The following is a 22,177-nucleotide window of genomic DNA, read 5'->3' on the forward strand; positions in this document are numbered from 1 at the left end:
TACTTAGATGAACAGATTGATTTTGCTCTCACTGGCAGCACCCATATAGGTTGCAACGCCACCGATTTCAACACCATCGAGCAACTCTTCTGCTTTTATTCCCATGATATCCATGGACATCTGACAGGCTACCATGCGAACCCCGCTCTTTCGGGCATCCTCATACATCTGCTGTACTTGGTCGACATGTTTTTTCTTCATGCGGCCTTTCATCATGTTCGCTCCCATTCCTCCCATATTCATGGAGGAGAGGGCGAGCTTGTCCATGCCCTTGGGCAGCATGGCTCCAAACATGGTCCCCATAAAGTCCTTTTTGACCTTGGGCGCATGTTTCTTACGAAGTACAGACAGACCCCAGAACGTGAAGAACATCGTCACCGGTTTTCCTGATGCCGCAGCTCCGTTTGCCAAAACAAAGGAAGCCAGAGCCTTGTCCAGGTCATTGGAGAAGACAATCATGGTCGCACCGTTGTCAGCATTGCAAATGGCTGGCTTTTGTCCAGCAGAATCGGGCATGCTGCAGACGGTGGCATTTCCTTTCCCTACTACGGCTTCGATAATTCCATCGGTAGTCTTTACGCTTACCAATTCATTGCCGGTAAGCTTGCACCATGCTTGGACATCGACTCCAAAGCCTGGGTCGGAAGCCCTGATGACGATTCTATCGCCTTCCTCAAGGTTGTCGATTTCCCGCTTCAGGCGGATGATCGGACCCGGACATTGCAGACCACAGGCATCGACAGAGAGAATCTTGTTCTCCGTTCTCTTACGGAACGAACCATCCTCATGTAGGTGGTTGATCGTTCCCGTGCTCTCCTTGACTGAAACCTTGTTTTTATTCTCAAGCAAAAAGCGCTCACGAACCGCACTGTCATAGGTCTTGAAACCACCGGTAAGGTTGCGTACTTTGGTGTAACCGTTTTGTCTGAGGATGCGCTCCGCGAGGTACCCCCTGAGGCCGATGGCGCAGTAGAGAATGACCAGCCTATCGGTGGGAACCATTGCCAGCTTCTGTCTCAGTTCTGTGTGAGGAATATTGACCGAACCTTCGATTGTTCCCAGTTCGTACTCTTCCTCAGAGCGGACATCGAGCATGAAGGCACCATTGTTGCTCTCTTTCTGTGCTTCATCCCAACTGATCGTATCACTGAATCCCTCAAGGGTGTTGACGGCGATGAAGCCGACCATGTTTACCGGATCCTTGGCGCTGGAGAAAGGAGGTGCATATGCCTGCTCAAACTCAGCAAGGTCATAGACATTTCCTTCCTTACCGATGAAGGCACTGATGACATCGACTCTCTTATCCACTCCATCGTATCCAACTGCCTGAGCTCCCCAGAGTTTGCCGCTTTGTGGGTGGTAGAGAATCTTTAGCGTGAGCTGACGGCTGTTGGGGTAGTAGCCGGCATGGTTGCCCGCATGGGTTACCGCTGTACGGTAGGGAAGGCCTGCTGCTTTGACTCCCTTTTCCGTTAGTCCGGTCGATGCGACCGTCATGTCAAAAATTTTTGCTATGCTGGTTGCAATAGTACCCCCATAGGGTCGTTTGTTTCCATCTATGATGGCATCGGCGCATAAGCGTGCCTGCTTATTGGCAGGACCCGCCAAGGGGACGGTAGAGGATAGTTTTGTCAGAGGGCTTGCGAATTCAATGGCATCGCCGACCGCTCTGATATTAGGATCGTTGGTGGTGAAAAAAGGATCGACCTTGATTGCCCCATTCTTGACCAGCTCGATGCCGGAATCCTTCAAGAAGGCTGTATCGGGACGAACGCCGATGGAGAGGATGACGATATCGGCATCGATGAGTGTTCCCGAGGAAAGGCGGACGCTGACGATGCTGCCATGGTCCTCGAAGGAGGCAACCCCGTCCTTGAGGAATAGGTTGACGCCTTTCGCCCTCAAGTGTTGCTGCACTTCGGCAGCCAGATCGTAGTCGATAATGTTCATCACCTGCTCGAGGGCTTCCACTACGCTGACTTCAAGACCCCGCTCTTTCAGATTCTCTGCCATCTCAAGGCCGATAAAGCCTCCTCCAACCACTACTGCACGTTTGGTGGCGGGGCTGTCAATTTTCTCTTTGATGTGGTCGATATCGGAAACCGAACGCAGCGAATAGATGCCCGGGTGTTCTATTCCTGGAATGGGAGGACGGACAGGACTGGCTCCGGGAGAGAGAATGAGGGTGTCATAGCGCTCGTCGTACTCGGTGTTGTTTTTCAGATCCTTGACATGGATGGTTTTTGCCTTGCGGTTGATAAAGACCACCTCGCTCTGCACCCTTGCCTCAACGTTCAGTGATTCCATGAAACGCTCGGGGGTCATGACAAATAACCGGGAACGCTCGGTGATGACATTGCCTGCATAATAGGGGAGTCCGCAGTTTGCGTAGCTGATGTACTGTCCGCGTTCAAACATAATGATTTGGGCGTTCTCGTCCCTTCTTCTGAGTCTGGCGGCAGTTCCTGCTCCTCCTGCGACTCCTCCAACAATGAGATATTTGGCCATAGGTCCTCCTAAAGGGTGTTTTGGGTGAATAAGAGTTCTTCGGGAATAGGCAAATCGGAGCAACTGTAGGTTTTGACCATCTCCTTACCTGTTTCGGTCAAGGAGACGGTAAGACTCCGTCGGTCGGAGCTGCTGAGTGTCCGTTTGATCAGGGCCCTGGCTTCCAAGCTGTCCAGAATGCGGGTAAGGCGTGAGGGGGAGAGTTCAAGCTCCTTGGCAAGGGCGCTTGGCTCGACTATGCCCTTGTTCACAGCACATACAAGCAGTGCGTCGTTGAATGACATGCCGGTTTGTTCCTTGAGTTGTTCCTCGAAGTTGCGTAGCGAAGTCTGCAACTTACGGATGGCACATAAATCTATCATACAAATCTCCATATAGTTCTTTACAGCAATAATTGCCAAGAACAACTATAGTGTCGGTTTTGTCATTTGGTCAATATGTAGATAAAAAAAGAGTGAATGATTTCGTGTGTCATAGCTGAGAGTTAAAAATCTGGGTTATTGGAAAAACCTGTAAAATTTCCAAATTTTTCATAATTTGTTCTGACAGAGGTAATTCTTACTTTGTAAAAGTAATGATATAATGCTAAAAGAAATCGATAAAATTATATAAGATAATAGTATAAAAATTGCTCTATTGACAATATCGGATAATCAAGCGTATCCTATGTCTAGGAAGGGATATGATGAAGAGGAAGACAGAAGTACCGTGATAGGGAAGTCTTCACTTCAGATTCCATTCAAGATTCTACTTGCTTGTTCTACTTCAAGATGGGTGTTCTCCTCTTAGTTTGTTGCAACATATACGGCATCCAGTGTTTCTACAACGTCTGCAACACATCTCCCTTAGGCCAGTGATAGTTCCCGATCACTGGCCTTCATTCTGTATTGTACGCAGCAAACAACTCTTTCTCTCGACACGTCTTGACCGGGGTTGGCAGCGAAATGCGAATAAGTATGTTTCAATTCAATTTTGTAAAATACTCTAGTGAAACCACTTACCGAAGCACCATTTGTCTTTTTATTTGACATACTAGAATACAAGTGATAATATATCGGATATATTTATATTCATTCTGAGACTTAAACAGCGAAGTGAGGAACAACATGGCGAGCCTTGTCTATAGATGGGTGAACAAATTACGTACAACACTCATGATTTCGATTACAGCTTTCACCGTACTGCTGTGCCTCTTACAAGTTTTCTTACGGTATTTCACCTTCATTTCGATGAGGCCCTTTGCCTGGGGTGATGAGATTGTAAGGCTCTGTTCCATCTGGGTGATTTTCCTTGGGGTGTCGGTGGGTATCCGGGAAAATAGCCACTTTGCGGTGGACCTCTTCCTGAATAAAATACCCTCGGCTAAGATTCGCAGGCTTGCGGACCACTTGCTTGATGGCTTGGCCATTGCTGTTTTTGTCATTATCGCGTATCAGGGATTTCTCTATACCAGCACCAACGTAACCAGCCTGCTTCAGAACATACACATCTCGATGGCCTGGTTCTATGCGGCAATTCCCGTCGGATCATTATTATGCCTCTTCGAGTACGGATATCGCATGGTCTGGGGAAAGGCGTACAAACAGCGTGCTTTGAACACCAACAACAAGGAGCAGAACTAATATGTGGCAGGTATTTTGGGTATTCGCAGTATTGCTTGTTTTGATTTTCACCGGCCTTCCTGTATATCTGTCTTTGTTGCTCACCAGTGTACTTTTCATGGTTGGAATGGACCTTCCCCTGAATCTGGTTGTCATCAAGATGTTTGGCGGAGTGAACTCCTTCTCGCTGATGGCCATTCCATTCTTTATCATTGCAGGAAACATTATGGCCAAGGCCGATATTACCGATAAGATCATCGACCTCTCCGACTCCTTGGTCGGTCAGTTCAAAGGTGGTCTGGGCCATGTAAATATTCTTGCCTCGATGTTTTTTGGGGGAATTCAGGGCTCAGGCATTGCCGATGCCTCGGCCATTGGGGGAATGCTCATTCCTGCAATGGAGAAGCAAGGCTATGACAAGGACTATGCAGTAGCAGTAACAGCAGGATCGTCCATGCTCAGCCCAATCATCCCTCCCAGTATCGCCATGATTCTCTATTCCTACTATACCGAGATTCCGGTGAGCCGGCTCTTTTTGGGGGGTGTTCTGCCCGGTGTCCTGATCGCCTTGCTTCAGATGGGAGTAAATCGTTATGTGTATGCAAAACGTAAGTACAATATTCCCACTAAGTCATTTTCTTTGAAAAAACTGATTCATTCCCTCTATGGTTCCATTGGTGCCTTGTTAATGCCCATCATCATCATTGTTGGAATTGTAACCGGTATTGTGACGGCAACCGAGGCTGGAGTCATCGCAATTGCTTATGGATTGCTGTATGGATTTGTGATTTCTAAGAAATTGAAGATCAAGGACATGCCTGAGATTCTGATCTCAAGCGGACATACCACAGCCATCGTTATGATTACCATCGCCGCTGCCGCAGCCCTTTCCAATGTTCTGGTGCGCATGCGCTTTCAGAACGAGGTCCTGAACTTTGTCGTCAATACCATTGGCAGTCCCATCTCAGGTACCCTGTTTTTGATGGTGGTCATCTTTGTTTTGGGCATGTTCCTCGACCCCACGGTGCTTATCGCCATGCTTGCTCCTACCGTACTTGCCATCGGTAATGCCTTCGGTTTCGATGCCATTCACTACGGAGTGGTCATGGTTATCCTGATGCAGGTGGGAGCCATTACGCCGCCGGTTGGTTCGTTCCTGTTTGTCGCGTGTGGTGTGGCGAACCTGCCTATCGATAAAGCGGTGAAACCCCTTATTCCCTTCATTGCAACAGTATTGATCGTGGTGCTTCTGAGTTTCTTCATTCCACCCATCGTCACGCTGCTTCCGAAGCTGATTGTGTAGGAAGGAGGCTTATATGCAACGTAAGGATGGACAGATGTATGCTCCGGTAGGAAAATCCTGCTTGGTATGTAATCCTGGAGAGTTCACCATCGGAGTCATCGGGCTTGACCATGGCCATATCTATGGCATGTGCAATGCCCTGGTGGAGGCAGGGGCGACGGTCACCCATGTATGGGACCCTGACCAGAATAGAATCGCCGCCTTCGTCAAAGCTTTCCCAACGGCGAAGGTGGTACGTTCCGATGCAGCCATCTACGATAATCCCTCAATAGACTTGGTGGCAACAGCAGCCATACCTTCCGACCGAAGCAGCATCATCATCAAGGCTTTGATGGCGGGAAAGCATGCATTTTCCGATAAGCCGGCTATGACGAGTCTCAGCCAGCTGGAGGCTGTTCGTTCTGCAGTGCAGCTCAGTGGAAAGCGCTTTGGCATCTATTTCAGTGAGCGTTTGCATGTAGAAGCTGCAAGCTTCGCCGATACCCTACTAGCAGATGGTTCGATTGGAAAAGTGGTGCAAACCATCGTTTTGGGCCCTCATCGACTGAGCAAGCCGACCCGTCCTACCTGGTTTTTCCAGAAAGAGAAGTTCGGCGGTATCCTTACCGATATTGGAAGCCATCAGATCGACCAAATTCTTCACTACGGTAATGCACAGCATGCCCAAGTTCTTGCCAGTAAGGTTGCCAACTACAATAATCCCGACTATCCCGAGTTTGAAGATTTCGGCGATGCATCTTTGCTCTGTGACAATGGAAGCTCCGGGTATTTCCGAGTGGACTGGTTCACCCCCGACGGCCTGAGGGCCTGGGGCGATGGAAGAACGATTATTCTGGGAACCGAGGGGCATATAGAATTAAGAAAATATGTGGACCTTGCTCGGTCTGATACGCCCAACACCGTATATATGGCAAATGGCAAGGGAGAATTCAGTTTCGATGCCAACAACACCGTAGGGTTTCCCTTCTTCGGGCGTTTTATCCGTGACTGCCTCGATCATACTGAACTGGCTATTTCCCAAGAGTATACGCTGCATGTCATGGAACTGGCTCTTACAGCCCAGAAAATGGCTACAAGAATTTCAGAGGAGAGACAATGATTCGTATTGGAATAGTAGGAGCGGGAGCTATCGCCGCGGTACATATTGACAGTTTTTTACAGTTTGCATCGTTATGTGAAGTGGTTGCCGTCTGTGATACCTTTGTGGATAAAGCCCATTCCTTAATCACGGACAAGAAGGTCAATGCCCAGGCGTATGCCGATATCCAGACTATGCTCGATGAGGGAAATCTGGATGCGATCAGCATCTGTCTGCCTCCGAATATGCACGCCACGGTTGCAATCCAAGCACTTTCGAGCGGCAAGCATGTCATTGTCGAAAAGCCGATGGCAAGCAGCCTCCAAGAGTGTGACCAGATGATTGCTGCTGCAAAAAAGCATAACAAGCTCCTGTGCGTAGTGAGTCAGAATCGGTGGAAAACCCAGCTGAACAACACCAAGCGCATCATGGATGAAGGCCTTTTGGGCAAGGTGGTGCATGCCTCTTTCGATTCACTGTGGTGGCGGGGTTCCGTCTATTACGACCTGTGGTGGCGCGGAACGTGGGAGCAGGAAGCGGGCGGGGTTTTTACCAGTCATTCAGTCCACTACCTGGACTTGATGCAGATGCTCTTCGGCATGCCCAAGAAGGTGCAGGCGTTCATCAGCAACATCAATCATACCAACAGTGAGTGTGAGGACATCGGTTTTGCTGTGTTTACGTATGAGGACAAGGTGATCAACTTCACCTCCTCATTGGTCTCACATGGGGAGAAGCAGGCTATTGTCATCAATGGAGAAAAGGCGAGTATAAGCATTCCTTTCAGTGTTTCTTCCTACAACAGTCTGCCCAATGGCTTTCCGGAGCAAAACAAGGAGCTTGAGAAGCAGATCCAGAAGCGGTATGAAGAGCTCCCTGCCCTGGAATTGGAAGGACATCCGGCCCAGCTTCTGAACTTCCTTCGGGCCATTGAGCAGAAAGAAGCACTTGCCCTTGACGGGAATGTGGGAAGGCAGACCATTGAGTTGATCCATGCCATTTACAAGTCTGCCGTGCTCCAACGGCCGGTAGACCTTCCCCTAGAGAGCACAGACCCCTTCTATACCAAGGAAGGGTTGGTCCAGAAAATGCCCAGGTTCCATACCAAGGGCAAGAGCGTTGATAACTTTTCGACTTCCAAGATTACCTTGGGTCGGGATTTCAACGCATAAAAATGTCACGTAACCCGAAGTTTTCGGGTAGAAAATACGTAGGAGGATTCGATATGAAGAAAAGCTTGATTTTGGTGCTCGCACTGGTGCTCCTAGCTAGCACAGCATTGTTCGCACAGGGAACCAAGGAGGGTGCAGCAGAGACGTACAAACTCCGAGCTTCCACCAACCTTGCAGGTACCGGTACGATTGGTCGTGGTTTGACGAAGTTTGTTGAATTGGTCAACGAAAAGAGTGGTGGACGCATTGTAGCAACCGCCAACTATGGTTCTGAACTTGGCAACCAAGCCGAGCAGGTTGAAATGGCACGCACTGGATCGTTGGAGATGGTCGTTGCGGCTCCCGGTACCGGTCCCGGCACTTGGGTTCCCCAGCTGATGATGTTCGAGTTCCCGTACATCTTCAAGGATAACGATCACTACCGCAGAGTTCTCAAGGGTCTGGAAGGTGAAGTGAGCAATCTGGTACAGCCGTATGGTTTCATCGCCCTCGCAGGCCAGAGCCAGGGTTCCAGGCATATGCTGACCAAGAAGCCTGTCACCAAGCTTGAGGATCTTGCAAACATGAAGATGCGCGGTCCCAATGCAGTGTACATCAGCATGTTCAAGCACCTTGGTGCTGCCGGTACCACCATGGACTGGAACGAGATTTACACCGCTTTGCAGACTGGTGTCGTTGACGGTATGGAAGCATCCCCGAGCATGATCAACTCGATGAAGTTCCAGGATGTTGCAAAGAACCTGACCATCACCGACCACATCATCGCTTGCACGTATTACTTCTTCAACGAGAAGTGGTTCAATTCACTGCCCTCCGATCTGCAGACCATTGTTCGCCAGGCAGCAGATGAGGCCGCAGCCTACCAGGCAATCATCGACGACCAGGACCAGAAGGCTTCCTTGGAGAAAATGAGAGCCGAGGGTGTTGCCATCCATCAGCCGACCGACCGCGCCAAGTGGGTCGCAGCCTGCAGTCCGATGCTCGCAGAGTATCGTGCAAAGGGTGAAGGCTGGAACAATTTCATCGATAAGATGCTTGCTATCCAATAACCTATGTGAAGTTTCGAGGGTGTCCGAAAGGGCACCCTCATGCTAGGTAGATGTCATGATTGTTGAAGTGAAACGACCGAAGGAAACAGCCTCTGAATATGCCTTGCGGGTATTGAAGGAGAATATCATTTCTCTGGACCTCGCTCCCGGGAGCATGGTCAGCGAGAATGAGATCGCCGCCCAGCTGGGTATTTCGCGCACCCCTGTGCGGGAAGCCCTGATCGAACTGAGCCGCGTGGGTATCGTTGAGATCCTGCCGCAGAAGGGTAGCCGCATCAACTGTATCGACTACGGCATGGTAGAAGAGTCCCGTTTTTTGCGTTTGGTTCTTGAGCGTGAAGTGGTCAAACTTATTTGTAGCAGTGAAAAGAAGCTCGACTTGTCCTCTCTACAGGAGAACCTAAGGCTGCAGAGTTTTTATGTGGAACATTCGAAGCCCGAGAAATTACTCGAACTGGACAATCAGTTTCATGCCTTGCTGTTTTTACTGGCTGACAAGGTACAGTGCTACGGGTGGATGATGGAAGGCCTTACCGTCCATTTCGACCGGGTGCGCAGCATGAGCCTGAGTGCAGTAAAGGACATCAAGATTGTGAGCGACCACCAGGCGATTGTCCAAGCATTGGCCGACCGGAATACGAGTGTGGCAGAGCAACTGATGGAGAAACATCTTTCCCGGTATAAGATCGACGAACAGGCAATTCGAGAAACGTATCCAACCTACTTTTGCTAAGAGCCATCTCTTGGTACACTGCTTGCATGCACACAATTCTTTGTTATGGTGATTCCAACACTTTCGGTACCAACCCCAGCGGGGGAAGGTGGGAAGCCGATGTCCGCTGGACTGGCCTTCTTTCTACGATGCTTGGTCCCTCGTACCGCATCATCGAGGAAGGTCTTGGGGGAAGAACCACGGTGTTTGACGACCCCCTGGAACCCAAGCGCAATGGTTTGGAGTACCTTCCAGTCTCCTTGCAGAGTCATCGTCCGCTTGACTTGGTCATTCTCAGCCTGGGCACCAACGACTGCAAATTCCTCTTCTCCGCCAATGAACGGGTAATCGCCAAGGGGCTGGAGAAGTTGATCACCACGGTAAAAAATCATCCCTATGGAAACGGGTATCCCGTTCCCCAAGTCCTGGTCATTTCCCCGATTCATATCGGAGATGATATTGAGACTTCAATTTTCGCTTCCTACGACGCACGCTCAGCAGTATTGAGCAAACGTCTTAGCGCCCCCATCAAGGCAATGGCAGAAGAGCAGCATGTACTTTTCTTCGATGCAGCCGAAGTGGCAGCGAGCAGTCCGATCGACCAACTGCATATGGATAAGGATGGCCATGCCTCTCTTGCCCAAGCATTGTATCCTCTGATCCTCTCGGTGTTCGGTGATTCAGAGAAACCAAAACCTCCTTCTGAAAGTGTGAAGGAGGCTTCTCATGCAAGACTTTTTGGCTTTCTCAAGCGCTAAAGGCCGATATCCAGTACGGCTGCTACCGGCCAGTGGTCGGAGAGCACTCCCCCCACAATGGTGTATTGGGGACTGGTGGCAAGAACCGGTTTGATGTTGCCGCGCAGCATGATTTTATCGATTGCCTCAACCAGAAAGCCTTCATTGCTCAAGTAGGGACACGGGAAGGTGACCGGGGCACACAACCCCAAAGCGGTGAACACTTCGGTAAAGCCGGCTTCTTGAGAAAAGATTCTGGCAGGATGTACCGGATCATTGAAGTCACCGCAAATGATGGCATCGTCATCACCGATCAGACTATTCAAAGCCTTGGCTGCCCTATGAGCTTCTCCATGGCGGTAGCCTATGCCTGTTCTGAGTTCATCGGCATTGAGCTGGTGGGTAAGGTGCATGGTGGCGACGAACAGGGGACGGTTATCGGTTGTTCTGAGGCGTGCCCAGAAGACGCCCCGATGGATTTCCGGCATCTGTAAATCCACCCTCCCATAGTCAAGGACGGTGAAGAGGCTTTTCTTTACATAGATGGAATTCTCGCACCTCCAGCCCTCTTCGGGTCCCTCGATGCGCTGGTATTCGCTGAGAGCAGAGTCCAGAACGCATAAGGTCTGTTCACGGACCTCCTGAAAGCAGTAGATATCTGCATGAAAGGTCTGTACAAAGGAAACAACACACGTTCTTCGTTGTTCCCAATACTCAGTATTCCACAAATTCAAGGTAATGAGACTGATTCGTTGCATCTGTTACTCCTCAAGCATGAAGGGGAATTCTTGCTTAATCATTTGAAAAGAGCCGAGAGTCAGGACGGTGACCCAGGCAATGTCGATGTCGTAGTAGCCCTGCATGGCGTGAGAACGGTTGAAGTACTCCCATGCAGTATGGTTCAGTTGCTCCGGCTGCCATCCAATGAAGGTATCGTCGCGTCCAAGTTGGTCTGTTTCGGTTGCTACCAGTTGCCTGCAGGCCTCGATCATAAGCTTGGCCTGGTCCTGGTAAAACATATCGCCTGTCCAAGAAGCGAAGCGCAAAAACTCATAGGCGATGGCCATGCCATAGAAGTCAAGGTGGTGGTGGGCTACCGAGACGGAGGTCATTCCGCGTGTGTGAAAGTGTCTTTGGCCGAGCATGCTGTCTTTGGGAAGGAAGGAGTTGCACTGCCAAATCCATTGAACAATGAACTGGGCGGCCAGTCTTGCACTCTCTAAAAGTCGTTTGTCGTGTTCGAGGCTGTAGAGGTCGAGGAAGAATGAGAGCAGGGCCATCCCTGCTTCCTTGTCACAGGAGTCGGCATCCAGTGTATCACCATAGAACGCCCCTTCGTAAGCCAACTCACTATAGTAGGAGTATGCCTGATGCACTGCACTGAGCAAGTCTGCTTTCAAGGGGTCGTCGTCATTGAGAAGGGGAATGAGGGTGCAGAAAAACGAGCCGATGTACGCACCGTTGGTTCCCTGGATATCCCCGGGCTTTCCCTTTTCTGTCCACCAGCGTCCGAACGAGCCGGATGAGAGCTGCGCCTCGCAGTAGAAACGGGCGACCCTGCGCGTCAAGGAGATGAAGGCCCCTTCCTCGAAACCAAGATTGCGAAGGGTGAGGGAGAGCAGTACATACTGCTTCATGGCCTCCCCGTTGCAGCGGCTGTTGACCATCGACTTGAACTCAGGGTGCTCGCCGATGCCCAAATACCCTCCCCAGATATTGCGTACCAGATCATAGTTGTCTTGAAAAACCCCATCGCTGCGTTCGGCCTGCAAGAAAAAGTCGCCGATTCGTTTTGCTGTTTCGGCAAGAAGGAATTGGTCGTTGGGGATTGAGAACTTGGCAGCAAGATCAGCTCTTGCCCTGGTGAGGGCCTGAGTCTTGGGCTTGTAGTATGTCAAGCTGGCAAGTTCATTGGCCCCCTGCAGGCTTTTAACCAGAAAAGAGGCACTGGTGAATGCATAGACATCCTGCACCTCGGCATTCCCTTCTCCCATAGCAAGGTAGGCAAGTCCCTGATCATGTTTCTGTACAAGATTGATCAGCCGGGTGAGCTTGTACTCAAACCACAGCTCCCAGCAAAGGCCGCGGCTCGTATCGGGTGTACTATGGCGGTTCAGCTCTTCGACGAAAGAACAATAGCCTTCAGCACTGCTTTTATTGTGTTGGTTGGCGAGGTAGAACGTTCTTGTATAGGTCAAGCCTTCTTCTGGAACGGCAAGAAAAGGAAGGGGCGCGTGGGAAGTATCGACCAAGGATTGCTTGCCTTGGTAGCTGAACGGCCATTCACTACCAGGAATGGAGAGTATCAGTCCATGCCGCTCGGTGGTCACCGAAGCAACAAACTTTTCATCACAAGAGGGTTCGGTTGCACAGCTGAAGAGGCGTTTGCCGTTGGATAGCTGTGCACAACAGGGGATGCTCATTCTCGTTTCGAGAAAGGACCAGCTTTCCGACTTTTCCAGGGAGGGAAAGCACCCCTTGCCTTTGCTGTTGTCCTGATACCACAGGGCGGGGATGAACAACGTGTTGTCCAGCTCCTCGTCCTGATAGGAGAAGGAGGCTTGCAGCCTGTACGAGCCCTTCTTGAGCAAGTTCCAGGTTCTTGCAAGAATAAGCAAATCCCCTTGCTGCTCTATATGGTCCTCGATGGTGCCCAATGCCCCGAATTCAGCTGTAATGCTGGTTTCATGAAGAGTGAGGGAGGAGGGAATTTGGCGCTTTCCCTCGTACGTCAGGGTATAGCTAAGCATGCAAAACGATTCAGAAGTGAATAGTTCCACCTTCTCTGATGAGATTTGGAGTATGTGCATACGGTTTATCCTTTCATTCCGCTGGTTGCGATACCCGCGATGATTTTCTTCCTGAAGAAGACATAGAACACAATTTGGGGTATGGAGGCAACAGCGGCTCCTGCCATAATCAGAGAGTACTGGGTACCGTGGGTTCCTTGGAAGTTTGCGATGCCAACGGTGATGGTGTACTTGATGGTGTCGTTGATGACGATCAGAGGCCACAGGAAGTCATTCCATGCGTTGATGAAGGAAAGGATGATTACCGTTGCCATTGCAGATTGGCCGAGCGGCAGAATGATTTTATAGAAAATCCGTGCCCGATTTGCCCCATCGATGAACGCTGCCTCCTCCAAGTCGGAGGGGATGCCCTCATAAAACTGCTTGAGGATGAATATTCCTATCGGTAGTGCAATCCTTGGAAGGTATGCTGCAGCGAGTGTGTTGACCAATCCGTAGGAGTTGAACTGCAAATACAACGGGACGATGAGGACCTGGAAGGGAACCATCATACCACCCATGACAATCCAAAACAGGACATTGCGTCCCTTGAACGGGATTTTTGCAAAGGCGTAGGCGATCGGGGCGTCGACGGCCAGGGTGAGGATCATGGCAAAGAGGGAGACGACGAAGGAGTTGCCCATCCAGTTGACGATATAGGTAGAAGTGAAAGCCTTGATGTAGTTGGCAAAGCTGGGATTCTGCGGCCAGAATGTGAAGGTCTTGGTAATGACCTCCTCTTCAAGCTTGAGGCTGGTGATGAGCATCCAAGCAAGGGGAAAGACCCAGAGGGCGATGAACAGGAGTTCCATGCTCCTGATGAGGATTTTTTTGGTTTTCATGCCCTCTCCTTCCTGCCAAGCAGTGTGTACTGCAGCACGCTTACCAGCATGATAATCAAAAAGAGGATGTAACTCATCGCAGCACTATAGCCCATTTTGTAATACTTGAATCCGGTTTCGTAGATATATTGGACCAATACCCGTGTTGTTCCATGCGGACCACCTCCGGTCATGACATAGACTTGTCCAAAGACATTGAACGAGGCAATGATTTGCAGAATCAGGCAGAGAACCGTGGTGGATGAAACCAAGGGGATGGTGATATGCCTCACTCCCTGCCAGTAGGTTACGCCATCGATTGAGGCTGATTCATAGATTTCCTTGGGAATTTGCTTGATGCCGGCCCCAAAGAGGACCATGTTGAAGCCTGCAGTCCACCACAGGGTGGTCAGGCCTACCGACCACATGGCGTAGTTCTCATTGGTCAGCCAGCTGATGGGGCTTTTTTCCAGCAGCCTGAGAATTTGGTTCAGTACACCCCAGTCCTTTTGCATGATCCAAGCCCACAGGGTGCTAACCACCGTCATGGAAAAGATGTAGGGGAAGAAGAATACATTTTCCATCAAGCCCTTCAATGGTGACTTTCCGGTGATGGCCAAAGCCATCAGAAACCCAACCAAAAGCAGGGAAGGAGTAGTCATCAGTACGAACTGCAGGGTGTGCCATAGCGATGAATAGAACTTTTCATCACTGAAGAGCACTTTATAGTTGTCCAGACCGATGAATGAGGCGGTGGAGAGAATATCCCACTTGAAAAAGCTGATATACAACCCTGAAAGCAAGGGGTAGATCATGAAAGCGATATAGACAGCAAGAAAGGGAAGGCTGAACGCTATTCCATCACGGGTGTCTTTATTTCCGGGTATCATGGCAAAGCCCTCCACAGGAAATCCCTCCCCCCAAAAGGGGGAAGGGAGAAAAGATGCTTAGTACGATGCGATAATATTCTTAACCGTTTGTTCCATATCGGCAAGTGCTGCCTTCGGATTCTGGTTCTTGGTTACCGCAAACTCGAGCTTGTCGCTCAGTGTCCCATAGATTTCCTCCCAAGCAGCAGTGCGCGGGGTCGGAAGGGCGAAGGCTGCAGCGGCAGCATAGTCTGCACGGTACGGCAGAGCCTTCATTTCGCTCTTGGCGGCAACGCTCTTGCGGGTGGGGATGTGGCCTGCTTTTGCCCACATCTCACCATGGGAGGTCATCCAATCGATGAATTTCATGGCAGCTTCAACGCGCTTGGGATCCTGGTTTTTCTGTACCGGGATTGCCAAGGTGTGTGAACCAGCCCATGCAGCTTCGCCGCCCATGATGGCCGGAAGCGGAGCAGCGCCGAAGTTCAGGCCTGCAGTCTGCTCAAGGGTACCGGTTGCCCAGACGCCGTTGAAGTAGAAAGCTGCATCCCCAAGCTTGAAGGTGTTCATGGCTGCATCGTAGTCGAGCTCACCGGGGTTGACCTTGTACTGGTGTACCAGATCCTGCAACCACTTCAGAGCTACCTCACCATAGGCATTGTTGAAGTTCGGTGCCTTGGCATCGGCGGTCAAGAGGCTTCCACCCTGCTGGGCGACCATGGACATGAACAGGCGGGCAAGGGTATAGGCCTTGTATACACCGGTGGTATTATCAATTGCCATACCCCATTTTCCCGTAACCTGCTTGATCTTCATCGACGCATCGATGAACTCCTGGGCAGTCTGGGGAACCTTGCTGATACCGGCCTTCGCCATCAGGTCCTTGTTGTAGTACATGACGATCGGATGGACGTCGAACGGAAGGCTGAAGAGCTTGCCATCGAAACGGCAGGCATCCAGAGGAGCCTTCTGGAAGTCGGCGAGCATCGCATCACTTGCATACGAGTCGAGAGCCAGCAATGATCCGCTGGGAACATAGTTGAGCAAGTTTCCCTGATGGACGACTACCACATCGGGGGCTGTTTTTGCTGCAAGGGCAGTGGTGAGCTTGGTGTAGTAATTGTCGAACTTCACCATGTCATTCTTCATGACAATCTCACTCTGTGATGCATTGAATTCATCGACCATGGCGTCAAAGAATTCACCATCACCGCCGGTGAACAGCGACCAGAAGGTTATCTCGATCGGTCCTTCCTTCTTCTGCTCTGCTGCAGCCTGGGCGAACAGCACACTCGAAGCCAACAAAACTACGAGCGCTACCAAAACAAGTCTCTTTTTCATGTGAACCTCCTTAATTGGAACACAATACAGTGCGAATATTTCCTACCGAGTTGTCTCCCGAAAGACCAATCTCGTGGGAAAATCCTTGGTTATATACTCCAGGTTGGAATCCTGGATGTGAGCAAGCAGGGTCTCCATGGCAACATAGCCAAGACGGTACTTTGGTACATCCACGGTACTGAGGCTGGGTTGCATGAATTGGCTCATGTACAGGTTGTCATAGCCGAACACCTCGATGTCGTTGGGGACCTTGAGGTTGTTCTCATACAGACTTTTGAGTACTCCCATGGCCAACATGTCGTTGAAGCAAGCCACTGCAGTGAACCCCAGCCCGCGATTGAGCGCCTGATTGGTCAGGTAGTACCCGTCCTCGATATGGCCGGAGGCTTCGACGATGTAGTCGGGGTCTACTTCCAAGGCATTGTTTGCATATGCTTCGGCTACTCCGGCAAGGCGGTCGATGGTGTTGCTCACCTTCTTCGGGCCGGCAATGTAGAGAATTCTGCGATGGCCGTTGGCGATCAGGTGCTCGATCACCTTTCTCTGTCCGTCGCGGTCGCTGTGCAGGATGCTGTGGTTCACCAAACCTTCCAAACGACGGCCGGGGAATACAAAAGGAATCTTGAGGTTGCGATAAAGATCCAGATGCGAATTGCTATTATCAAAGACGGGCATGGAAATAATGCCGTCAACCTTGCGGCAGAGGAACATTTTGATCAGGTCGGCTTCTTTTTTCACCGATTCTTCGGTACTTGCCAACAGGATGTGATAGTCAGCCTTGGTTGCCGCTTCCTCGATGCCGCGTACCACTTCACTAAAAAATGGGTTGGCAGAGTCTGCACTGATGATACCTACCATTTTGGAATGGTTTGAGCGCATGCTTGCGGCTACCGAGTTGGGTATATAGCCCAATTCCTGGGCTTTCTTTTGGATGAGTTCTTTTGTCTGCACAGAGATTTTGGGGTCTGCGCGCATGGCCCTTGAGACGGTATTGATGGAAAAGCCTGTCGCCTGTGCAATGTCTTTTAGGAGGATGCTCATGGGTTAAGGTTAACACGCAACAGGGGGTTATCAAGAAAAAGTACGCGAATAACCCCAAGATAATCCCAAAAAAGAGGATTAACGTTAATCTAACCTATCTGTGCATCCACATAAAGCTTGCTCTGCTTCCTGATCATCTTCAGTTCTTTTTTCTGAGCTTTTGCAAGCTCTTTGCGACTGATCAGGGATACTTGCTCGACTGGTCTGCCGCCTATGAACTGGATGATTGCACATTCAGTCTCCTCGGTGCCGGTAGCCTTTGGGTAGTTGATGAAACCATGGACGGTCTTCTTCACCTCAAGGTATTTGACCGGGGTGTCGGCTGAGGCGAGGGCGTCGGCATAGAGCATCCCGTCGTCGTGCAGAGGATCGAATTCGGCTCCGATGATCAGTGTCTGGGGAAGCCTGCTGTGATCCTTGCCGAGAAGCGGAGAGAAGCTGGGACTGAGAATGTCCTTCGGCTCTCGTTGGTAGTTGTTGATGAAGAAGGCCATCTGCTTGTCAGTCAACGTCGGTGAATCCTTGTACTTCTCATAGCTGGTTGTCCGCATACGCCCGTCGGTGACAGGGTAAAGCAGGACTTGGCCTGCTATGGCAGGGCCTTTGCGGTCACGGGCAAGTCGACTCACCACGGCGGCAAGGTTTCCCCCGGCACTATCACCCACCAAGTAAATGCGGTCAGGGTCGGTTTTCCAGTATCTGCAACCTGAGGCAGCCCACAGCAGGGTGTCATAGCAATCCTCAACGGCAGTGGGGAATTTGTATTTTGGAGCCAGACGGTAGTCGACCGAAAGCACTGCTGCTCCGGTGATATCGGCCAGGTGGGCACAGAGGAAGTTGTAGAGGTCCATGTTGCCCCAAACCCAGCCGCCTCCGTGGTAGAAGATGATCAAGGGGGTCAGGTCGCTTATACCCCGCGAGCCTTGTCGTTCAAAGAAATATCCGGTAACCATTCCCTCGGTGACAGGTATGATGAAGGTTTTGGTCGCAATGTTCCTCGCACTCTTGCCTAGAAGTTTGCGGATCAGGATATTATTGGGAATCGATATATCGTTCAGCTCTTCGATGCGTTTGGGAGTCAGCCCTTCAGGATCCGTAATAGCGATCTTGTTTATCAGGGCGACCAGCCGTTTCATCCTTGGAGATAAGTCATAGTCAGCCATAGTGGACTCATCGTAGTATATCCAGCTTCAGCGCGCAAGCCGCCTGCCAAGAACCTGTAATGATTTTTGCATACAATATGTATTCTTTATACGGGAGGATACAGACTCAATGTGAATATTTTCTTGAAATTCAAGAAGAAAGCGGTTGCAATTACACGCATTGTCGGCATGGCTGCAATCGAATCGGAAATGAATATTACTTGCATAGATTAGGATAAGGAACGTACATAATTGCAGCACAGCCTAGGCCATATTTATTGTGCAGTCGAAAAGGTGTTGCTATACTTATGCAATGAATGACAAAGTAATCACCCTCGACCAGGCACGGTTTGGCTACGATTTCATTACAGCTCCCTTTCTCCCTGAAGGAAAGGATGAGTATTATCTCAGAGACCAGCAGAATGAGAGAAGCAGCTCTTCATACCGACATTTACGAGAGAGCGAAATCAAAGATTTGGAAGACAACCTTAACTCTTCGCCTTGTTGGGAGGATGTGCTGGTTACCGATCCTTTCGACACTTCCCTGATTCGCAACAGTGAATTCTATGGCTTGATCCGCATTGGTAAAATGGATAAAAGCATAGTCAGTTTCCACGATTTCAGTGTTCCTGTCGGTATTGCCAACAGCCGGATTGTCAGCTGTGACATCGGTGACCACTGCGCCATTCTGGACTGTGCCTACCTCAGTCATTACATTATCGATCACCATGTCATTCTCTATCGCATCGGTGAGATGCAGACCACCAACCACGCCAAGTTCGGCAGCGGCATCCTTAAGGAAGGTGAGGATGAGGATGTACGCATCACCATCGATATTATGAATGAGGCGGGAGGAAGAACCATTCGTCCCTTCGATGGCATTCTTCCCTCTGATGCGTTTCTCTGGGGTACCTATCGTGATGACCAAGCGCTGATGCGCACCTTTGAAGAGCTTACCGAGAAGACGATGGACAAGCGGCGTGGTTACTACGGCTTTGTTGGACAACAGTCGGTCGTCAAGTCTTGCGATACCATCAAGGATGTCTGGATGGGCCCTGGTTCCTATATAAAGGGAGCGAACAAGCTGAAGAACCTGATGCTGCGGTCCACCCTTGCAGAATCGATACAGATCGGGGAGGGCGTGGAACTGGTCAACGGTATCATCGGTTCCGGGTCGCGCATTTTCTACGGTTGCAAGGCCATCCGATTCATCATGGGGGACAACTGCAATCTCAAGTATGGAGCGCGTTTGATCCACTCCTTCCTTGGGGACAACTCCACCGTTAGTTGTTGCGAGCTGCTAAGCAACCTTGTGTTCTCAGGTCATGAACAGCACCACAACAACTCATTTCTTATTGCCAGCTTGATCATGGGCCAGTCGAACATGGCTGCCGGAGCCAATATTGGGTCGAATCACAATAGTAGGGGAAACGATGGGGAGATGGTTGCGGGCCGCGGTTTCTGGCCGGCACTTTCCAGTACACTCAAGTACGACTGCAAATTTGCCAGCTATGTTCTGATCACCAAGGGCAATTATCCGCATGAACTGAACATACCCCTGCCATTCAGCCTGCTCAGTGCCGATACCAAGGAGAGCCGACGCGTTGTAATGCCTGCGTATTGGTGGATGTACAACCTCTATGCTTTGGAGCGCAACAGCTACAAGTACCGCAAGCGGGACAAGCGTAAGGTCATTCGTCAGCACATCGAGACTGAGTATTTGGCTCCCGATACGGTCAACGAGATATTCAAGGCGTGCGATCTGATCTGTCTTTGGGTTGCCCAGAACTACAACCGAGCTCATGCCTCCACGAAGGAGCAGAAAGATTTGACGCAAATGGGGAGGGAACTTTTGCTTTCCAAGCCATCCGAAGTAAGTTCCCTGCATGTATATGCCTGGGGTCTTGAGAACGGCAATGAGCCGGTGGAAATTCTGAAAGTTGTGGAAGCGTATCAGGCATACCAGGAAATGTTGCTTTACTACGGAGTGAAGACGCTCTCCTCCTATTGTCTTGCCACCAAACAGAGCATTGCTTGCTTCCAGGAGAAAGAGACCATCAAACGTGAAGATTGGCTGAACGTGGGGGGACAGCTTGTTCCTGAGTTCAGAGTGGAGAAGCTGAAGAGCGATTTGAAGAACAATGCCATTCTCAGCTGGAATGAAGTACACCAAATCTATGACGTCTGGTTTGCCAGTTATGAGCAAGACCGGGCCATCCATGCTTTGGCTACCCTCTACCAAGCCCTCGACACCAAGCAGATCAATGACGCTCAGTGGCAGGACTTGGTACAGAACGTTGCCAAAATACGGTTGAACATTGAAAGCCAGGTATTCAAGACCAAGGAGAAGGATTTCAACAACCGTTTCCGTGAGAGTACCTACCGCAACCTTGCAGAACGCGATGCCGTACTGGGCAGCCTGGATGACAATCCATTCATCCAGGAGTCACGCCAGATTACCGAGCAGGTGCTTTCTCAGATACGTTCGGTCTCGTTCGCCTAAAGACGGTATATGCATCATCACCGAGGCTGATCATCGTAAGAATCAACAGTACTACACAGGCTGCCTTGATGATGATTTGCCATCGGTCCATGCTAGCGGGAAATACGTTCAGAAATGCAGGGTTGTAAATCTTCCAGCGGGTGCTGAGGAAGATGAAGTAACACAATCCCAACAGGTCAGCCAGAGCACTGAGAGCAAATAGTGAGGTTTTCCAGATTCTCTTGGCGTACTTCATGACGGCAACGCTGAATGTCAGAATTGTTGTGACCATCCATCCAATGATATACGGCTTGAGAGCATCAGCAATAAACAGGGGAATGGGAGCTGCTTCCTTGCGATAGATTGCAATGAGCTCTGGACGGTTATACATCACTAGCAACAGCACGAAGAATATGGAGAGTCCGACCATGTCCCCGATGCTGTCGCCCTTCTTGATGAGACGTGTCGGGACGGCTTCAAGCGACCTCAGGGCCTTGATATCCCACTCCTCCAATGCTGTATTGACTTGGTAGTAGGACATAATGGCAAAGGTGATGGTAACCCAGAGGAACGAACTCGTGAGGGCGGAGAAAACCGAAGCCAGTACCTTGGAAATCATAAGGCCTATGCTCGTCGGTTCAGAAGCAAAGAACATTGAGACGAAGGTGATCATCATAGTAACCAGACCTACCACCAAGCTTACAATCTTGAGTACCATGAGGTATAAGTCAAACGTTTCGGGGCCGATGAGGTAGCGTTCCTTGCTCCGGTATTGGCGGGCAAGTGTTGCCGGCGATCCAAGGGCGAGCAGGGTTTCCTCGACTTTTTCTGTCGATGTATCCCCACCAAGCATATCCTGGATGTTCGCCTCAAGCTCCAAAGCAACTTCAGTTCTGTCTTTTGGCGGCAGATTCCGTACTGTTTCCTCTACATATCGTGTAATGAGATCATGCATATGATTCCTCCCCGAGAAGTGCATTGATGTGTGTGTTTTGTTCTCTCCAGGCAGAGGCAAGTTCACCAAGTATGGTTCTCCCTTTGCTGCTTAGGGAGTAGAACTTTCTAGGCCGTGCTTCGGTGGTATCCCAACTGCTTTCCAACAGACCCTGGGTCTCCAGCCGTCGCAGCAACGGGTACAGCGTATTGGCTTCGATGGCGATGTGTTTGTCGCATAGCACCTGCAGCAGAGAGTACCCATATTGCTTTTCTTCAAGCTGGCTGAGTACGCACAAGGTCAAGGTGCCTCGTTTCAGTTCAGTGATAAGGTTCGTTAGGATAGGCTCTTCTTTCATGGCTCTACAATAATGTATGACATACAGTATTGTCAAGAACAAACCATATGAGACAAAAAGAAAAAATTGACGGTTTTCTTCTTCAGTGGTACCATGAGGCTGTGGTGGTGAAGAAGGGGAATAACCGAAGGAAATAACCCTGAGTAGCCAAAGAACCCTCCAGGGCGGAGGGTTTTATTATGCGTATGTGTTTCGCAGTTAGAGCTCTATAAAACACTATATAAAAATTTATATTACAAA

General features: G+C 50.2%; 19 protein-coding genes. 8 read left to right on the forward strand and 11 right to left on the reverse strand.

From position 1 onward, the window contains the following. Positions 1 to 3 precede the first annotated feature (3 nt). Positions 4 to 2,508, reverse strand: coding sequence for a DsrE/DsrF/DrsH-like family protein (locus SPIBUDDY_RS00430; protein WP_013605784.1), 2,505 nt, complete (start codon positions 2,506 to 2,508; stop codon positions 4 to 6). 8 nt (positions 2,509 to 2,516) lie between these two features. Then, positions 2,517 to 2,870, reverse strand: coding sequence for a MarR family winged helix-turn-helix transcriptional regulator (locus tag SPIBUDDY_RS00435; RefSeq protein WP_013605785.1), 354 nt, complete (start codon positions 2,868 to 2,870; stop codon positions 2,517 to 2,519). Between the two features lie 744 nt (positions 2,871 to 3,614). On the opposite strand from SPIBUDDY_RS00435, the gene SPIBUDDY_RS00440 reads away from it, so the two are divergent. Genes SPIBUDDY_RS00440 through SPIBUDDY_RS00470 form a run of 7 tightly spaced genes read left to right on the forward strand, consistent with a single transcriptional unit; the run spans position 3,615 to position 10,181 of the window. Next, complete coding sequence (locus SPIBUDDY_RS00440; RefSeq protein WP_013605786.1) at positions 3,615 to 4,130, forward strand: TRAP transporter small permease; 516 nt, start codon at positions 3,615 to 3,617, stop codon at positions 4,128 to 4,130. 1 nt (position 4,131) lies between these two features. Then, positions 4,132 to 5,412, forward strand: a complete 1,281-nt coding sequence (locus tag SPIBUDDY_RS00445; protein WP_013605787.1) for a TRAP transporter large permease — start codon at positions 4,132 to 4,134, stop codon at positions 5,410 to 5,412. A 13-nt stretch (positions 5,413 to 5,425) separates the two neighbouring features. Beyond that, positions 5,426 to 6,511 carry a Gfo/Idh/MocA family protein gene (locus tag SPIBUDDY_RS00450; protein WP_013605788.1) on the forward strand — a complete coding sequence of 362 codons (1,086 nt, stop codon included), beginning with the start codon at positions 5,426 to 5,428 and terminating at the stop codon, positions 6,509 to 6,511. Then, the gene (locus SPIBUDDY_RS00455) at positions 6,508 to 7,662 is read left to right on the forward strand and encodes a Gfo/Idh/MocA family protein (RefSeq protein WP_013605789.1); all 1,155 of its coding nucleotides are present in this window, start codon (positions 6,508 to 6,510) and stop codon (positions 7,660 to 7,662) included. The genes SPIBUDDY_RS00450 and SPIBUDDY_RS00455 overlap by 4 nt, the downstream gene beginning before the upstream one ends. Positions 7,663 to 7,715: 53 nt before the next feature. Beyond that, a complete protein-coding gene (locus tag SPIBUDDY_RS00460) occupies positions 7,716 to 8,711 on the forward strand; it encodes a TRAP transporter substrate-binding protein (protein WP_013605790.1) in 996 nt (331 codons plus the stop codon). A gap of 55 nt (positions 8,712 to 8,766) precedes the next feature. Further along, positions 8,767 to 9,444, forward strand: coding sequence for a GntR family transcriptional regulator (locus SPIBUDDY_RS00465; protein ID WP_013605791.1), 678 nt, complete (start codon positions 8,767 to 8,769; stop codon positions 9,442 to 9,444). A 26-nt stretch (positions 9,445 to 9,470) separates the two neighbouring features. Next, positions 9,471 to 10,181 (forward strand): SGNH/GDSL hydrolase family protein, encoded by a 711-nt coding sequence (locus SPIBUDDY_RS00470; protein WP_013605792.1) that lies wholly within the window; start codon positions 9,471 to 9,473, stop codon positions 10,179 to 10,181. On the opposite strand, the gene SPIBUDDY_RS00475 is transcribed toward SPIBUDDY_RS00470, so the two are convergent. The 7 genes from SPIBUDDY_RS00475 to SPIBUDDY_RS00505 all read right to left on the reverse strand — a co-directional run bounded on the left by SPIBUDDY_RS00475 (position 10,178) and on the right by SPIBUDDY_RS00505 (position 18,184). Beyond that, entirely contained in the window at positions 10,178 to 10,918 is a 741-nt protein-coding gene (locus tag SPIBUDDY_RS00475; RefSeq protein WP_013605793.1) for an endonuclease/exonuclease/phosphatase family protein, read from the reverse strand. The two genes, SPIBUDDY_RS00470 and SPIBUDDY_RS00475, sit on opposite strands and share 4 nt — an antisense overlap. 3 nt (positions 10,919 to 10,921) lie before the next feature. Next, the gene (locus SPIBUDDY_RS00480) at positions 10,922 to 12,970 is read right to left on the reverse strand and encodes a hypothetical protein (protein WP_013605794.1); all 2,049 of its coding nucleotides are present in this window, start codon (positions 12,968 to 12,970) and stop codon (positions 10,922 to 10,924) included. A 5-nt stretch (positions 12,971 to 12,975) separates the two neighbouring features. Beyond that, on the reverse strand, positions 12,976 to 13,791 hold the full coding sequence (locus SPIBUDDY_RS00485; RefSeq protein WP_013605795.1) for a carbohydrate ABC transporter permease: 816 nt from the start codon (positions 13,789 to 13,791) through the stop codon (positions 12,976 to 12,978). After that, positions 13,788 to 14,660 (reverse strand): carbohydrate ABC transporter permease, encoded by an 873-nt coding sequence (locus SPIBUDDY_RS00490; RefSeq protein WP_013605796.1) that lies wholly within the window; start codon positions 14,658 to 14,660, stop codon positions 13,788 to 13,790. Before SPIBUDDY_RS00490 ends, SPIBUDDY_RS00485 begins: the two co-directional genes overlap by 4 nt. A gap of 57 nt (positions 14,661 to 14,717) precedes the next feature. Further along, positions 14,718 to 15,980 (reverse strand): ABC transporter substrate-binding protein, encoded by a 1,263-nt coding sequence (locus SPIBUDDY_RS00495; protein ID WP_013605797.1) that lies wholly within the window; start codon positions 15,978 to 15,980, stop codon positions 14,718 to 14,720. 42 nt (positions 15,981 to 16,022) lie between these two features. Next, positions 16,023 to 17,021, reverse strand: coding sequence for a LacI family DNA-binding transcriptional regulator (locus tag SPIBUDDY_RS00500; RefSeq protein WP_013605798.1), 999 nt, complete (start codon positions 17,019 to 17,021; stop codon positions 16,023 to 16,025). Between the two features lie 89 nt (positions 17,022 to 17,110). After that, a complete protein-coding gene (locus SPIBUDDY_RS00505) occupies positions 17,111 to 18,184 on the reverse strand; it encodes an alpha/beta hydrolase (protein WP_013605799.1) in 1,074 nt (357 codons plus the stop codon). A 292-nt stretch (positions 18,185 to 18,476) separates the two neighbouring features. On the opposite strand from SPIBUDDY_RS00505, the gene SPIBUDDY_RS00510 reads away from it, so the two are divergent. Further along, positions 18,477 to 20,666 (forward strand): DUF4954 family protein, encoded by a 2,190-nt coding sequence (locus SPIBUDDY_RS00510; RefSeq protein ID WP_013605800.1) that lies wholly within the window; start codon positions 18,477 to 18,479, stop codon positions 20,664 to 20,666. Here SPIBUDDY_RS00510 and SPIBUDDY_RS00515 read toward each other — a convergent pair. After that, positions 20,620 to 21,600, reverse strand: coding sequence for an HAAS signaling domain-containing protein (locus tag SPIBUDDY_RS00515; protein ID WP_013605801.1), 981 nt, complete (start codon positions 21,598 to 21,600; stop codon positions 20,620 to 20,622). The two genes, SPIBUDDY_RS00510 and SPIBUDDY_RS00515, sit on opposite strands and share 47 nt — an antisense overlap. Continuing rightward, positions 21,593 to 21,937, reverse strand: coding sequence for a PadR family transcriptional regulator (locus SPIBUDDY_RS00520; protein WP_013605802.1), 345 nt, complete (start codon positions 21,935 to 21,937; stop codon positions 21,593 to 21,595). The genes SPIBUDDY_RS00515 and SPIBUDDY_RS00520 overlap by 8 nt, the downstream gene beginning before the upstream one ends. Positions 21,938 to 22,177 lie beyond the last annotated feature (240 nt).

The sequence above is a fragment of the Sphaerochaeta globosa str. Buddy genome, assembly GCF_000190435.1.
GTDB lineage: Bacteria > Spirochaetota > Spirochaetia > Sphaerochaetales > Sphaerochaetaceae > Sphaerochaeta > Sphaerochaeta globosa.

Excerpts from the sequence above, each read along its gene's own strand:
- SPIBUDDY_RS00430 (WP_013605784.1), bottom strand. The coding sequence starts at position 2,508 with ATGGCCAAATATCTCATTGTTGGAGGAGTCGCAGGAGGAGCAGGAACT.
- SPIBUDDY_RS00435 (WP_013605785.1), bottom strand. The coding sequence starts at position 2,870 with ATGATAGATTTATGTGCCATCCGTAAGTTGCAGACTTCGCTACGCAAC.
- SPIBUDDY_RS00440 (WP_013605786.1), top strand. The coding sequence starts at position 3,615 with ATGGCGAGCCTTGTCTATAGATGGGTGAACAAATTACGTACAACACTC.
- SPIBUDDY_RS00445 (WP_013605787.1), top strand. The coding sequence starts at position 4,132 with ATGTGGCAGGTATTTTGGGTATTCGCAGTATTGCTTGTTTTGATTTTC.
- SPIBUDDY_RS00450 (WP_013605788.1), top strand. The coding sequence starts at position 5,426 with ATGCAACGTAAGGATGGACAGATGTATGCTCCGGTAGGAAAATCCTGC.
- SPIBUDDY_RS00455 (WP_013605789.1), top strand. The coding sequence starts at position 6,508 with ATGATTCGTATTGGAATAGTAGGAGCGGGAGCTATCGCCGCGGTACAT.
- SPIBUDDY_RS00460 (WP_013605790.1), top strand. The coding sequence starts at position 7,716 with ATGAAGAAAAGCTTGATTTTGGTGCTCGCACTGGTGCTCCTAGCTAGC.
- SPIBUDDY_RS00465 (WP_013605791.1), top strand. The coding sequence starts at position 8,767 with ATGATTGTTGAAGTGAAACGACCGAAGGAAACAGCCTCTGAATATGCC.
- SPIBUDDY_RS00470 (WP_013605792.1), top strand. The coding sequence starts at position 9,471 with ATGCACACAATTCTTTGTTATGGTGATTCCAACACTTTCGGTACCAAC.
- SPIBUDDY_RS00475 (WP_013605793.1), bottom strand. The coding sequence starts at position 10,918 with ATGCAACGAATCAGTCTCATTACCTTGAATTTGTGGAATACTGAGTAT.
- SPIBUDDY_RS00480 (WP_013605794.1), bottom strand. The coding sequence starts at position 12,970 with ATGCACATACTCCAAATCTCATCAGAGAAGGTGGAACTATTCACTTCT.
- SPIBUDDY_RS00485 (WP_013605795.1), bottom strand. The coding sequence starts at position 13,791 with ATGAAAACCAAAAAAATCCTCATCAGGAGCATGGAACTCCTGTTCATC.
- SPIBUDDY_RS00490 (WP_013605796.1), bottom strand. The coding sequence starts at position 14,660 with ATGATACCCGGAAATAAAGACACCCGTGATGGAATAGCGTTCAGCCTT.
- SPIBUDDY_RS00495 (WP_013605797.1), bottom strand. The coding sequence starts at position 15,980 with ATGAAAAAGAGACTTGTTTTGGTAGCGCTCGTAGTTTTGTTGGCTTCG.
- SPIBUDDY_RS00500 (WP_013605798.1), bottom strand. The coding sequence starts at position 17,021 with ATGAGCATCCTCCTAAAAGACATTGCACAGGCGACAGGCTTTTCCATC.
- SPIBUDDY_RS00505 (WP_013605799.1), bottom strand. The coding sequence starts at position 18,184 with ATGGCTGACTATGACTTATCTCCAAGGATGAAACGGCTGGTCGCCCTG.
- SPIBUDDY_RS00510 (WP_013605800.1), top strand. The coding sequence starts at position 18,477 with ATGAATGACAAAGTAATCACCCTCGACCAGGCACGGTTTGGCTACGAT.
- SPIBUDDY_RS00515 (WP_013605801.1), bottom strand. The coding sequence starts at position 21,600 with ATGCATGATCTCATTACACGATATGTAGAGGAAACAGTACGGAATCTG.
- SPIBUDDY_RS00520 (WP_013605802.1), bottom strand. The coding sequence starts at position 21,937 with ATGAAAGAAGAGCCTATCCTAACGAACCTTATCACTGAACTGAAACGA.